This window comes from Nevskia soli DSM 19509 (assembly GCF_000711955.1).
Classification (GTDB): domain Bacteria; phylum Pseudomonadota; class Gammaproteobacteria; order Nevskiales; family Nevskiaceae; genus Nevskia; species Nevskia soli.
In genome coordinates this window covers 53912-66748 of record NZ_KL543999.1, presented here as the reverse complement: position 1 = coordinate 66748, position 12837 = coordinate 53912, and the positions used below count along the sequence as shown (strand labels likewise).

General features: G+C 65.1%; 11 protein-coding genes. All 11 read right to left on the bottom strand.

Going from position 1 to position 12837, the window contains the following annotated elements; translation table 11 throughout:
• Window positions 1–74: 74 nt before the first annotated feature.
• Window positions 75–1175: an amidohydrolase family protein gene (locus BP26_RS0124550; RefSeq protein WP_029923192.1), complete on the bottom strand. Its 1101-nt coding sequence runs from the start codon at window positions 1173–1175 to the stop codon at window positions 75–77.
• 634 nt (window positions 1176–1809) lie between these two features.
• The gene (locus BP26_RS0124545) at window positions 1810–2235 is read right to left on the bottom strand and encodes a GFA family protein (protein WP_029923191.1); all 426 of its coding nucleotides are present in this window, start codon (window positions 2233–2235) and stop codon (window positions 1810–1812) included.
• A gap of 109 nt (window positions 2236–2344) precedes the next feature.
• Window positions 2345–2632: a putative quinol monooxygenase gene (locus tag BP26_RS0124540; protein ID WP_029923190.1), complete on the bottom strand. Its 288-nt coding sequence runs from the start codon at window positions 2630–2632 to the stop codon at window positions 2345–2347.
• Window positions 2633–3304: 672 nt separating this feature from the next.
• Window positions 3305–3739, bottom strand: coding sequence for a hypothetical protein (locus BP26_RS29930; protein ID WP_157572754.1), 435 nt, complete (start codon window positions 3737–3739; stop codon window positions 3305–3307).
• 8 nt (window positions 3740–3747) lie between these two features.
• Window positions 3748–4755: an AraC family transcriptional regulator gene (locus BP26_RS28065; RefSeq protein ID WP_051749439.1), complete on the bottom strand. Its 1008-nt coding sequence runs from the start codon at window positions 4753–4755 to the stop codon at window positions 3748–3750.
• A gap of 215 nt (window positions 4756–4970) precedes the next feature.
• Complete coding sequence (locus tag BP26_RS0124530) at window positions 4971–7556, bottom strand: efflux RND transporter permease subunit (RefSeq protein WP_036517971.1); 2586 nt, start codon at window positions 7554–7556, stop codon at window positions 4971–4973.
• Window positions 7556–8590 (bottom strand): WD40/YVTN/BNR-like repeat-containing protein, encoded by a 1035-nt coding sequence (locus tag BP26_RS0124525; RefSeq protein WP_051749436.1) that lies wholly within the window; start codon window positions 8588–8590, stop codon window positions 7556–7558. Before BP26_RS0124525 ends, BP26_RS0124530 begins: the two co-directional genes overlap by 1 nt.
• Window positions 8591–8848: 258 nt before the next feature.
• On the bottom strand, window positions 8849–10054 hold the full coding sequence (locus BP26_RS0124520; RefSeq protein WP_029923186.1) for an acetyl-CoA C-acyltransferase: 1206 nt from the start codon (window positions 10052–10054) through the stop codon (window positions 8849–8851).
• A 9-nt stretch (window positions 10055–10063) separates the two neighbouring features.
• A complete protein-coding gene (locus BP26_RS0124515) occupies window positions 10064–10573 on the bottom strand; it encodes a MaoC family dehydratase (RefSeq protein ID WP_051749434.1) in 510 nt (169 codons plus the stop codon).
• 142 nt (window positions 10574–10715) lie between these two features.
• Window positions 10716–11507 (bottom strand): SDR family oxidoreductase, encoded by a 792-nt coding sequence (locus BP26_RS0124510; RefSeq protein WP_029923184.1) that lies wholly within the window; start codon window positions 11505–11507, stop codon window positions 10716–10718.
• 137 nt (window positions 11508–11644) lie between these two features.
• Window positions 11645–12832, bottom strand: coding sequence for an acyl-CoA dehydrogenase family protein (locus BP26_RS0124505; RefSeq protein WP_029923183.1), 1188 nt, complete (start codon window positions 12830–12832; stop codon window positions 11645–11647).
• Between the last annotated feature and the right edge of the window lie 5 nt (window positions 12833–12837).

Here is a 12837-nt window from a genome sequence, read left to right as displayed (position 1 = left end):
GATTCGTAACTTGTTGAACGCACCGGCGGGTTGCTTCCCGTCGAAAACAACCGGCCGGCTCTACGTCAAAACGCTTACTTCAGGCCGAACAGCTTGAGGCCGTTTTCCGAGGTGATCTTGCGGCGATCGGCCTCGGGGATGCCGGCTTCGGCGAACTGCGATACGACCTGCTTGCGCGAATTCGGCCAGCAGGTGGCCGGATGCGGGAAGTCGGTGGACCAGTAGATGCAGTCCGGGCCGAAGTAGTCGTAGCAGGCCTTGAGGCCGGTGGGCTCGTACATGAAGGTGGCGCCCATCTGCTGCTTGAAATACTCGCTCGGCGGCTTCTTCACCCCGGGGAAGGTGTAGTGCTGGTGCATGCGTGGATCGAGCAGGAACTCGAAGAACCACGGCAGCCAGCCCAGGCCCGGCTCGACCAGCAGCACCTTCAGGCCGGGGAATTTCTCCAGCGTGCCGGTGAGGATCCACATGCAGATCGACTCGGCCAGCGGCGCCCAGGCCAGGCCGGTGAAGATGCCCTTCTGCGGCGTGGGATCGCGGCGGAACAGGTCCCACAGCTCTTTCTTGAGATCGAGGTGGTTGAGGATGGTCAGCTCGTTGGCCTGGATCGCCGCCCACAAGGGCTCGTAGCTCTTGTCGTAGACGTCCGGCAGGCCCAGGTCCGAGGGGAACGGGGTGATCTGCACGCAGCGCGCCTTCTTGTCGCGCGCCAGGCGCTCGACTTCCTTCACCGCGAAGGCGATGTCGTACAGCGGCAGCTGGTAGGCCGTCATCAGGCGCTTGGGGTCGATCGAAGCGAAGTCGCCCATGGCGTTGTTGTAGCCCTGGAACACTTCCTTCCAGTCGCTGCCCATCAGGTGCGGATTGGCGATCTTGGCGCCGGCCAGCTCCGGGAAGATGACCTCGGCGTAGACGCCGTCACGGTCCATCGCCTTGAGCTTGGCGTGCGGCTCGAAGTGGCCAGGGTCCATCGCCGCTTCCGGATCGACGAAATCCTCCAGCTCCAGCTGCGGCTGGCCGCCGCGCAGCACCTTGGCGGCGTATTCCTCGGCCTTCTTGTTGGCCTCGTCCCACACCACCTGCATTTCCTTGCGCAGGCGCCCCTTCACCCATTCGTCGGTGAAGTGCACATGCGAATCAACCGAAATCAGACGTTCCGTTGCAAGTTCAGTCATTTTCTATTCCTCCAGATGCTGCCAGGCCTTATCAGGGTCCAAATTTCGCCATCGGACGTCACCGTTTCGGGACTGATGGACTTCATCAGTCTAGGTAGCCGGGGTGCGCCGGCCCATATCAAAAAGTGACAACCGCCAGGAAATCCGAAAACCCGCAGCTCCGGGCGGCTGGAGCTGGTTGGCTGTACGGACAAATTACCCTCCGCAGGCCCGTCTGCGCCTGCTGCAAATGGGTGAGACTTTGCCCGGGAAGGCAGGTCTTTGAATTCAGGGGCTTATTGGGGGTTTTGAAAGCGCCGGCGGATTGGGCGGGAAGTGGGCGCTGGCAGGGGCGCCCGGGTGCACCAATGCGGCGCGGGGGATGATCCATTCGCTGACGATTTCAGCCCCGGCGTCAAATCTGTGTCATGCGTGCCATGCGTGCCATGCGTGCCAAGGTTTTTTGTTGGCACGCATGCGGTGAGCGTCATGAGTTGCACCAACTCCGGCCCGGATACCTGCCGCGGTGAACGGCGGGTTGCCGACCCGCCCTACCTGCACTACGAAGGTGCCCAGGCCGTCACGTTCCCGGGTATTGGCGCGACACCCTTCGGCGGCCACGGGCCGCCCTACGACCCGAAACGACATCCGGCCGCTATTCCGGCAAGGTCACACCCGAGCCGCCCATCTCCGCCGGGAAATCCTTCATCTTCGGCAGGCCGTCCTTCACCCTCATCACCGTTTCCTGGTAGTTCACATGCAAGGCGGGCTGGAACTTGAGGCCAGGGATCATCGCGGCGAACACGTCGGTGAGCTTGAACGGCGGGTGGTCATTGAACAGGTGGCCGCCGCAGGTCTTGCACCACTTGCGGAAACTCGTCGGCGTCTTGTTGTAGGTGCCGATATTGTCCGCCCCCTTGGTCACCTTCACCGCCTCGGGCTGCCACAGGGTGAAGGCATTGACCGGGCCCGCGGACCAGTGGCGGCAGGATTCGCAATGGCAGTAACCCATCGCAGCCGGCTCCCCGCTCACCGTGAACTCCACCGCGCCGCAGAAACAGCTTCCCTTGTAGTCGCCCATCTTCCACCTCCGAATGCCGAATCGATGCCGGTCATATTTCAGCCGGACGGCCGAGCCGGCTCATGGTGGCGGCAACGCCGTCAGGGCGTCAATCCCGCGAATGCGGTGGTTACAGGTTGAAGTGGTAGCCGCCGGTGGGGGCGCCGGCAACCAGCTTCATGAATTCGGCGATGGCATTGGCGGGAATGTTCCTGATCGCCGCACGGTGCGCTTCGACGGAAGTCCAGACCTCGATGCCGATAAACCGGCTCGGATCGTCCTCGCTCTGGTAGAAACGGCAGGATTCACAACCCGGAGAACTGTTCACCGCCGGCACGACCACGGAAGATAGGAGGTGGCGCAGTTCCTCGATCGTGTCGGGCTTGGCCTGGGACTGGCCGATGTAGGTGACGCTCATGGGTGCTCCCATTTGCTCCGTATTTTCCGGAGTGTTGTCAGGCCGGATTGGCTTGCAGGCAGCGTATGGATTTGCTGCTGACAACATGGTGTCAGGAGACCGGGGATGCGGAGGAGAACCATTAGGGCGGGAGACATCCCGCCAATCGCGGAAGGCGGGATATCTCCCGCCCTACTCTGCTTCACCAGAGCGGCAGGGCAAAACTGGATTCGCCTACGCGGGAATGACGAAGGGTGGAAGAGCGTGCTTTTGATTTTGCTTTGGGCCTTTGACGTTGCTTTGCGCCGTTGCCGTGGCTTTTGACGTTCCTCCCCGTTGTCTGCGCCGAGCATCGCAGCTCGTGGCGACACGGGCCCGCGCCTTTTGCGCGGGGCGAGGCAGGGATGCCGAAGCGTCCGCAGACAGGCCAGGGACGGCCTGTCTGCGGACCCCGCCACGAGCGAGAAGCGCAGGGAACCCAGCAATCGCCGCAGGCGATTGTTGGGCGCAGACTCCGGGGCGGCGTTTCTTGCCTACTTCTTGTCGCTGTTGACAAGAAGTAGGTCGCCGGAGGCGAAAAGCTCCGGTCAGCCGCAGGGAGGATACAGGCCGCGCGCAAGCGCGCTCGGTGAAGTTTCAACATCCCATCCGGCGCAATGCGCTTCGCTTATTGCGCCCTATACCCGCTACATTTTAAGAATTATCCGGTTTGACCCCTGATGCCCACAGACCTACTTGAAATGTTCTTGAATCATCCGCTGGCGACATACCTAGATCACGTCGTATTTCGAAGAACAACTGCGACAGCGTCTGGTCATGACGCTGAATGCTCTTATTGTCGTTGGATATTCGTATTTCGTGCTGGAATGCCTGAAGGGCTTCAATCACTACTTGTGGCGCCACCAACATTAGTTTGTTAGATGCCCTTGCAAAAACACGTTGGCCCTCAGGCGTCGCATCGCCTGAGACAATACCGCTAAGACTTGCGACAAAGTCCTTGTAATGTTCCAGCTTTTCCTTTCGCAATTCGGCATCACGCTCTCGCTGCTTGGTAAACCAGTAGGTTGCCCCAGCGATCACTATGCTTCCGAGAGCAGTAAGAAATGCTGTTAGGACGGCTATCGACATACTTGGTCTTACGATTGCTGCCGATACGCGCTCGGACTAATCCCCACCCAATTCTTGAGGGCGCGCGACAACCCATTAGTCTCCGCAAACCCCGCCATCAAAGAAACCTCCCCAATCCGGACATCGCTCCGCCCCAACATTTCCAGCACCGCCTCCCGCCGCACTTCTTCCTTGACCAGCCGATAGCTGGTGCATTCCGATTGAAGACGACGGCGCAAGGTCTGGCTGCTGATGTTGTAGTGGGCCGCAGCGTCCTCGATGGAGAGCAGCGCCTGGGTCTGCCCCAGATGTTCACGCAGACGGGACCGCAGCAGCGAGCGGAAACTGCGATGGACCCCGAAAACATTGGCAATGTCATAGCCGCTGGGCTGGAGGAAAGCCGCCAGCTCTTCCGGCTTGCGGATGATGCGCCGCTCCAGGTACTGCACCGGCAGCAACAGGCTGCCGACCGGACGTGAGAAGCGGCAGTTGCCGGTGAGGGTATCGCCATACTCTTCCAGCGAACCGGCCCGGGGATGGGGAAAGTCCGCCGCGACCACCGGCACTTCCTCCCCGATCAGCCAGGCCCCGAAGTGCGACCAGACGATGAACCACCACTCGTAAAGGAAGTTGTAGCGGTCCAGTTCCGGGTGCGCCAGGCTCATGCGCAGGCTGGCAGTGTCCTGGTGGGCGTCCAGCTCGAAGCCGATATCGTGGGTGAGCTGGCCGTAGAAGCCGAAGGCCCGTTGCAAGGCCTCGCCCAGGGTGCGGCTGTCCAGGGCGGTTTCGCACATGTGCTGGAAGGAGCCGACCCGGCAGGGCGCGGTGGTGAAGCCGCAGAACTCGTCGTCCATCAGCAGCTTGACGTTGCGCGAGATGCGGCAAAAGGTCTGCGCATCGAAGCTGGCGCTCTTGTCGCGCACCAGGGCGGGCGTGATCTGGAGGGCGTCGCTGATGACTTCGACGTGGTAGCCCTTGGACGTGGCATTGCCGATCATGGCGCGCGCGAAGCGGTTGATCAGGCCGGATGCCACCATGATTGGTTCCTCCTCCGATGTCTCTGGGCCAGTGCGGCGTGCGGCGGCCATGGGCCGCCCTACCAACTGCCTCTTCCTGCGGAAGAGGCAGCACCCCTCTCCCTAGCCCTCTCCCGTCCCACGGGGACTTCCTTCGGTCGCAGGGGAGAGGGGATTTTGGTTTGGAGTACTGGGCCTAGCTTACTCCAGTCCTGGGCGGCATTTCTGACCCCTCATCAGGCCTTCGAGGGCTTGCCCTGGCCGTAGTAGAACCAGGCGCCCAGGGCCGGCAGCAGGCAGATGGCGCCGAGCATGTTGACCAGGAACATGAACGAGAGCAGCAGGCCCATGTCGGCCTGGAACTTGAGCGCGGACAGGGTCCAGGTGCCGACGGCCACGGCCATGGTAATGGCGGTGAAGACGGCGGCGGTGCCGCGCTGGCGCATGGCGGCGTGGAAGGCGTCGTGGAAGTTCATGTCGTCGCAGCGCATGTGGTGCTGGATGCGCTCGAACAGGTAGATGCCGTAGTCCACGCCGACGCCGACGCCCAGGGCGATCACCGGCAGGGTGGCCACCTTGAGGCCGATGCTGAGCGAGGCCATCAGGGCGTTGCAGAAGATCGAGACCATGGTCAGCGGCACGATGACGCAGATCACGGCGGTGACCGAGCGGAAGGTGAGCAGGCACAGCAGGATCAGGGCGCCGAAGATGGACAGCAGCATCTTCACCTCGGCATCGCCCACCGCCTCGTTGGTGGCGGCCATGACGCCGACGTTGCCGCTGGCCAGGCGCATCTTGACGCCGTCCACCGGGTTGGCGGCGATGAACTTCTTCGCCTCTTCGACCACGTGGGCGACGGTGGGGCCGTCATGGTTCTTGGTGAAGATCATCACCTGGATGGCGCGGCAGCTCTCGTTGTTGAAGCCCAGGTTGGGATCGAAGGCGCGGGAGCCGACGGACAGGCCGGACTCGCTGCGCGGCAGGGCTTCCCAGCGCGGGCTGCCCTCGTTGAAGGCGGAGATGACGAGGCGGCCGATGCCGCCCACGCTCATCACCGACTGCACGCCGGCGACGCCGCGCATATTGCTCTCGAAGCGGTCGATGAGGTTGGTCACCGGGTAGTGCAGGCAGGAATCGCCCTCGAAGTCCTTGGCCTCGACGATGATGGTCAGCACGTCGACGCCGATCAGGTAGGTGCTGGCGATCTGCTCGCTGTCGCGGTTGTAGCGCGAATCCGGGCGCAGTTCGGGCGCGCCGTGGCCGGAGTCGCCGATGACCAGGCCGCGCGACAGCCAGGTGGTGCCGAGCAGCAGCACGCCGCAGACGACGAAGACCCAGACGGCGCAGCGCGGTTCGGCGCACTTGGCGATGATGCTCCAGATCTTCGCGCCTTCGCCGCCGCCGCGGGCATCGTCGGTGTGCTGGCGGCAGGACTGCTCCAGGCGGATGTGGGTGAGGATGATCGGCAGGATCATCTTGTTGGTGATGATCATCAGCAGCACGCCGAGGCAGGCGGTGATGCCCAGTTCGTGCACGATGGGGATCTGGATGAACATGATCACGGCGAAGCCCAGCGCGTTGGTCAGCAGCGCCACCGCGCCCGGCACGAACAGCTTGCGGAAGGCGCTGCGCGAGGCTTCCACGGCGCTGGCGCCGGCCACCACCTCCTGGCGCCAGGCGTTGGTCATCTGCACCGCGTGGGAGACGCCGATGGAGAAGATCAGGAATGGCACCAGGATGGACATGGGGTCCACGCCGAAGCCGATCAGGGGCAGGATGCCGATCAGCCACAGTACCGGCAGCAAGGCCACCACCAGGGCGGTGAGGGTCAGGCGCGGCGAGCGGGTGTACCAGTAGAGCAGGCCTAAGGTGATGATGAAGGCCAGGCCGAAGAAGGTGAAGACGCCGAGCAGGCCCTTGATGACGTCGCCCAGCAGGCGGGCGAAGCCGATGACGTTGACCTCGATGTTCGGGTCGTATTCCGGGTTCTTGACCGTCTCGACGGTGACTTCGCTGCCCTTGACCGGCACGGCTTCACCGGCTTCGCCGGTATCGGTCCTGGGGATGGCCTGGAAGGTTTCGTAGCGCAGCATCCAGCCGTAGTCGACATAGCCCTCGCCGACCACGTCGCCGGCCTTGAACGGGCCCTGGGCCTGCTTGATCTTGTAGACGTATTTCTGCGGGCTCTCGAAGCGGCCGCGGATCTCCTCGAGCTTCTTCTGCACTTCCCAGTAGTCGACGCGCATCTGGTCGGGCGGCGCGTTGGGATCGACGTCCTGCAGGTCGGCGCGGATCAGGGCGCCCTTGAGGTCGTTGGCCACCAGCAGGCCGATCTGGCCGGACAGGGTGACGTTGTGGCGCACCCGCTCCAGCTCCTCGTCGGTGGCGCTGAACTTGGCCGGCACCACCGGCTCGCCGCGGAAACCGTCCTCGGTGATTTCCAGGTACCAGGTATTGGGGGTGAACAGCGAGGTGACGTGGGTGCGGTTGATGCCGGGGATGAAGAAGACGTCGTCGGTGGCCTTGCGCAGGTCGTCCATGAACTCCTTGTTGTAGATGTCGCCCTGCCCCTTCCAGCGCAGGTTGACCAGCAAGGTGTTGGCGCCGGAGAAGTCCTTCATGTACTCCATCATGGTGCGCATGTATTCATGCTTCACCGGCAGGAGCTTGAGGAAGCCGGGGTCCAGCTTGACGTGGGTGGCGCTGTAGCCGAAGAACAGGGTCATCGCGGCGAACACCACCGAGAGGACGTGGCGGCGGCCGATGAGGACGTTGGAGATGCCGTCGACCATGCGGCTGATGAAGCTGCTGTTGGCCTTCATCACTTGGCACCCCCGGCGGCGGGCGCGGCTTCGGAATGCTGGATGCTCAGGCCCGGTTCACCGGCCACCAGCACCTGGCCATCGGCCAGGGGCAGCACCGCGGCCAGGGTCTGGCGTTCGCCCTGGGCGTAGAGCTTGAAGTGCGCGCCGCCGTCGTCAGACTCCAGCACGGTGCGCTGGGCGCCGGCCAGGAAGATCCTGCCGTCGGCCCGCAGCGCGCCGCCGAAGATCGACAGCGGCGCCGGGGTGGCGCTCTCCTTCCAGGTGTCGCCGGCATCGTGGCTGACGAAGACGTGGCCGCGCATGCCGTAGGCCAGCCAGCCCTTGTCCGGCAGCTCCAGCGCGCCGAAGAAGGAACCCTTGTAGATCTGCTTCAGCGCCTGCCAGTTGGCGCCGCCGTCCGTGGATTTGAGCATCAGGCCCTGTTCGCCGACCAGCAGCAGGGCGCTGCCGCCGTCGAGCATGCCGTAGAGGTGCTTGTCGCCGATGGCGTCGGACTTCTGCGACTGCCAGGTCTTGCCCAGGTCGGCGGAGACCATCAGGGTGCCGAAGGCGCCGAAGGCGTAGACCTTGCCGTCGTAGGGGCCGGCCACGCCGAACAGCGGCGCGGCCTGGTCCGCGTCCTCGTTGTAGGAGACTTCCTTCCAGGTCTGGCCGTTGTCCTCGCTGCGCACGATCCAGTCGTCATGACCGACCGCCAGCGCCACGTTGTCGCCGATGTAATGGACCTGGGTGAAGGTGGCGCCGCGCTGGGGGCTGACGGCGGCATCGCGCCAGGGGCCCTTGGGATCGTCGGCGACCAGGATGTGGCCCTGCTCGCCGGCGGCGAGCAGGCGCTTGCCGTTTTCGGCGAGGCCGTTGATCAGCACGCGGTCGGGATAGACCTGGGTGGCGGGGAACGGCGCCGCCGGACGCGGCGAGAAGGCGTACAGGGCGGCGCCCAGCACCATGCCGGTGAAGACCGCCGCCGGCCAGCCGCTGTTGCTTGCCTTGTCGCGCTGCGCCTTGACCGGCGCGGACAGTGTCTGATTCATCGCCCTCTCCTCCAGATTCCGCCGTCACGCCGCTGGCCGGATGAACCGGTACCGCGACGGACGATTCTCGTAATTTGTTCTACAACCACACTTGCTTGCATGTTCAAGCGCTGCCATCCCTGGCGCTACCGAGCACTTCTCTGATAGCCCGGCCCGGCCATCCCTGGCCGGGCGTTCGGGGCCACGCGAATGACATTGAGTCATTCGCGCAGCCCCTCACCCGATCAGGCGCGCCGCAAGCCGGAACGATGTAAAAACTCAAGCAGGCAACTCGAACAGGGCCGCAGCCCCCATGCCGCCGCCGATGCACATGGTCACCACCGCGTACTTCACGCCGCGGCGGCGTCCTTCCAGCAGAGCATGCCCGACCATGCGCGCGCCCGACATGCCGAAAGGATGGCCGATGGCGATCGCGCCGCCATTGACATTGAGGCGGTCGTTGGGAATGCCGAGCTTGTCGCGACAGTACAGCACCTGGCAGGCGAACGCCTCGTTCAGTTCCCACAGGCCGATGTCCGCGACCTTGAGGCCGTGTTTGGCCAGCAGCTTGGGCACGGCGAAGACCGGGCCAATGCCCATCTCGTCCGGCTTGCAGCCGGCGACGGCGGAGCCGCGGTAGATGCCCAGCGGCTCGAGGCCGCGGCGTTGCGCCTCGGCGCGGCTCATCAGCAGGGCGGCGGCGGCGCCGTCGGAGAGCTGCGAGGCGTTGCCGGCGGTGATGTGCTGGCCCTGCTTGACCCAGCGGCCGTCCTTGAACACCGGCTTGAGCGAGGCCAGGCCTTCCAGCGTGGTCTCGGCGCGGTTACCCTCGTCCCTGGCCAGGGTGACCTGCTCCCTGGTGGTCGGCTTGCCTTCCTTGTCGAAGAGCTGCTTGGTCGTCGTCAGCGGCACGATCTCGTCGGCGAACAGGTTCGCCTTCTGCGCGGCGGCGGTGCGCTGCTGGCTTTGCAGGGAGTACTCGTCCTGCGCCGCGCGGCTGATGCCGTAGCGTTCGGCCACCAGCTCGGCGGTCTCGATCATCGGGATGTAGGCGGTGGGCACGGCGGCCAGCACCGCCTCGGACACGGCGCGGTAGTTGTTCTTGTGCGAGTTCTGCACCAGGGAGATCGACTCCAGGCCGCCGCCGATGGCGATGTCCACCTCGCCCACCATGATGCTCTTGGCCACGGCGGCGATGGTCATCAGGCCGGAGGAGCACTGGCGGTCCACCGTCATGCCCGGCACGGTGTCGGGGAAGCCGGCGGTATAGGTGCAGAGACGGGCCAGGTTGTAGGCCTGGGTGCCCTGCTGCGCGGCGGCGCCGAGCAGGACGTCCTCGATGGCGGCCGGCTCCACGCCGGCGCGCTCGGCGACGGCGCGCAGTACGTGGCCGCCGAGGACGGGGGCTTCGGTGTCGTTGAAGGCGCCGCGGAAGGCCTTGCCGATGGGGGTGCGTGCAACACTCACAATAACTGCTTCGTTCATGGGAGATGCCTAGCTTGTTTTAACAGTCGCGTCAGGGATGACGCGTTCTTGTGCAGGACGCACATCAAAGTAGTAACGGGAGATGGTGTCTGCCACGCAGCCGGGACGGCTTTCGCCTTCGATCTCGACAGTGACGCGGATGGTGGCCTGCACGCCGCCGTCCCTGGTTTTCTCGGCGGCGATCAGTTCGCCGCTGCCGCGCACGCGGGCGCCGACTTTCACCGCGTTGGGGAAGCGCACCTTCTCGCAGCCGTAGTTCACGCCCATCTTCATGCGCACGTCGACGATCTGCGGCAGGAAGCGGGAGACCAGGGACAGGGTCAGGTAGCCGTGGGCGATGCAGGCGCCGAAGGGGCCGTCCTTGGCGCGCACCGGGTCCACGTGGATCCACTGGTGGTCGTCGGTGGCGTCGGCGAACAGGTTGACGCGCTCCTGGGTGATAGTCACCCACTCGCTGCTGCCGAGCTTGTGGCCGACCGCGGCGAGGATGGCTTCGGCGTTGTCGAAGACTGTGGCCATCAGGGTGTTCTCCTCACGATTGCTTCGTCACCCCGGCGGAAGCCGGGGTCCAGGGCTGACTGCGGCGCACCAGGCCCCTGGATACCGGCTTTCGCCGGTATGACGATGGATGTGAATGAGCGCTTTTTCATTTAGCTTCGCCTCAGGCCCGCTGGCTCGAAGCGGAAATCACTTCGCCGACCAGGTAGGAGGAATAGTCGGAGGCCAGGAACACCATGACGTTGGCGATCTCCCAGGCCTCGGCGCCGCGGCCGAAGGCTTCGCGGCTGGCAAGTTCGTTGAGCAGGGCTTCAGGGGCGCTCTTGCGCAGGTGGTCGTGGAACACGATGGAGGGCGACACGGCGTTGATGCGCACGCCGAACTCGGCGGCTTCGAGGGCGGAGCAGCGGGTCAGCGCCATCACGCCGGCCTTGGCGGCGGCGTAGTGGGCCTGCTCCTTCTGTCCGCGCCAGCCCAGCACCGAGGCGTTGTTGACGATGGCGCCGCGGCCGCGCGGCTGCATCACCTTGAGCATGGCCCGGGTCATGCGGAAGGTGCCGGTGAGGGTGATGTCCAGTACCTTGTGCCATTCCTCGTCGGACATGTCGACCACGCGCCTGCTGCCGCCGAGGCCGGCGTTGTTGAGCAGCACGTCGACGCCGCCGAGCTTCTGCTCCGCTTCGTCGACCAGGGCCTGCACATCGGCTTCGACAGCGACATTGGCGAGCTTGCCGTGGATTGCCTGGTCCGGATGATCCTTGTGCAGGGCCGCCACCGCCTCGTCCAAACGGCGCTGGTGGATGTCCGAGACGAGCAGCGCGCGGCAGCCTTCTTCCAGGCAGCGGCGGGCGGTGGCGAAACCGATGCCGCCGCCGGCCGCGGCGGTGATCAGCACGGACTTGCCCTTGAGCAGGTCGTGGCCGGGGACGTAGGGGGGAGGCGGGATGGTGATCATCGCTCAGAGTCTCCGTTCGTCTCGAGTGGCGAGCGAGGCGCTGGCCCCTCGATACACCCGCTGCGCGGGCACTCGGGGCGAACGGGCTTTGGTGTTGGGCAGAAAGGTTTGGCGCTTTGCATATTGTTTTCGCTTGCTCAGGCTGTTGGACGCGGTTCGCGCGGCATGTCGAGGCCGCGCTCCGCGATCAGGTTGAGCTGGATTTCGTTGGTGCCGGCGTAGATGGTGTCGGCGCGCGAGAAGAAGAACAGTTGCTGCAGGGGGCGGATGCGCGGGTCATCGGAGACGACGTCGCCGGCCGGGCCCAGCACGTCCAGGGCCAGCTTGCCCAGCTCACGGTGCCAGTTGGACCAGTAGTACTTGTAGATCAGGGCTTCGCGCTTCAGGCCGGGGCCTTCGCCGCCCGACAGCATGCGCAGGGCGTTGTAGCGCATCACGCGCAGGCCGCACCAGGCCTGGGCGATGCGCTGGCGCACCTGCGGGTTGGCGGCGCTGCCGTTGGCCTGGGCCGCCTTCACCACCAGGTCGAACTCGTAGGCGAAGTGCATCTGCTGGCCCAGGGTGCTGACGCCGCGCTCGAATTCGAGCAGGCCCATCGCCACCTTCCAGCCCTCGCCCGGCTTGCCGACGAGGTGGCCGGCCTCGGCGGCCGCGCCGTCGAAGAACACTTCGTTGAATTCGGAGCCGCCGCCCATCTGGCGGATCGGCTGGATGCGCACGCCGGGCTGGGCCAGGGGCAGCAGCAGGAAGCTGAGACCGTTGCGGCCCTTGCTGCCCGGCTCGCTGCGCGCCAGCACGAAGATCCATTCCGACTCGTGTGCCAGCGAGGTCCATACCTTCTGGCCCTGCACGCGCCAGCTCCCGTCCGCTTCCTGCCAGCAGCGGGTCTGGACGTTGGCGAGGTCGGAACCGGCGCCGGGTTCGGAATAGCCCTGGGCCCAGTACTCGGTGCCGGCGACGATGCCGGGCAGGAAGCGCCGCTTCTGCGCTTCGCTGCCGAAGGCGATCAGGGTGGGACCGATCAGGCCTTCGCCGATGTGGCCCATGCGGCCGGGGCCGCCGGCGCGGGCGTATTCCTCGTGGAAGATGACCTGCTGCTCGATGCTCAGGCCGCGGCCGCCGTGTTCGGCGGGCCAGCCGACGCAGGTCCAGCGACCGGCGGCGAGCTCGCGCTCCCACTCCTTGCGCAGGACCGGATCGGCTTCCTCGTCGCCGGGGCCGCCGCGATGACGCAGGCTTTCGAAGCGGCCGCTCAGGTGCCGGCGCATCCATTCCGCCACTTCGGCGCGGAAGGCTTCATCGGTGGTGCTAGGCTGGAGATTCATGTGCG

Coding starts and splice junctions, on each gene's coding strand:
- BP26_RS0124525 (WP_051749436.1), bottom strand. CDS start 8,590: ATGAATCAGACACTGTCCGCGCCGGTCAAGGCGCAGCGCGACAAGGCA.
- BP26_RS0124520 (WP_029923186.1), bottom strand. CDS start 10,054: ATGAACGAAGCAGTTATTGTGAGTGTTGCACGCACCCCCATCGGCAAG.
- BP26_RS0124505 (WP_029923183.1), bottom strand. CDS start 12,832: ATGAATCTCCAGCCTAGCACCACCGATGAAGCCTTCCGCGCCGAAGTG.
- BP26_RS0124545 (WP_029923191.1), bottom strand. CDS start 2,235: ATGGGCGACTACAAGGGAAGCTGTTTCTGCGGCGCGGTGGAGTTCACG.
- BP26_RS0124550 (WP_029923192.1), bottom strand. CDS start 1,175: ATGACTGAACTTGCAACGGAACGTCTGATTTCGGTTGATTCGCATGTG.
- BP26_RS0124515 (WP_051749434.1), bottom strand. CDS start 10,573: ATGGCCACAGTCTTCGACAACGCCGAAGCCATCCTCGCCGCGGTCGGC.
- BP26_RS0124540 (WP_029923190.1), bottom strand. CDS start 2,632: ATGAGCGTCACCTACATCGGCCAGTCCCAGGCCAAGCCCGACACGATC.
- BP26_RS0124530 (WP_036517971.1), bottom strand. CDS start 7,556: ATGAAGGCCAACAGCAGCTTCATCAGCCGCATGGTCGACGGCATCTCC.
- BP26_RS28065 (WP_051749439.1), bottom strand. CDS start 4,755: ATGGTGGCATCCGGCCTGATCAACCGCTTCGCGCGCGCCATGATCGGC.
- BP26_RS0124510 (WP_029923184.1), bottom strand. CDS start 11,507: ATGATCACCATCCCGCCTCCCCCCTACGTCCCCGGCCACGACCTGCTC.
- BP26_RS29930 (WP_157572754.1), bottom strand. CDS start 3,739: ATGTCGATAGCCGTCCTAACAGCATTTCTTACTGCTCTCGGAAGCATA.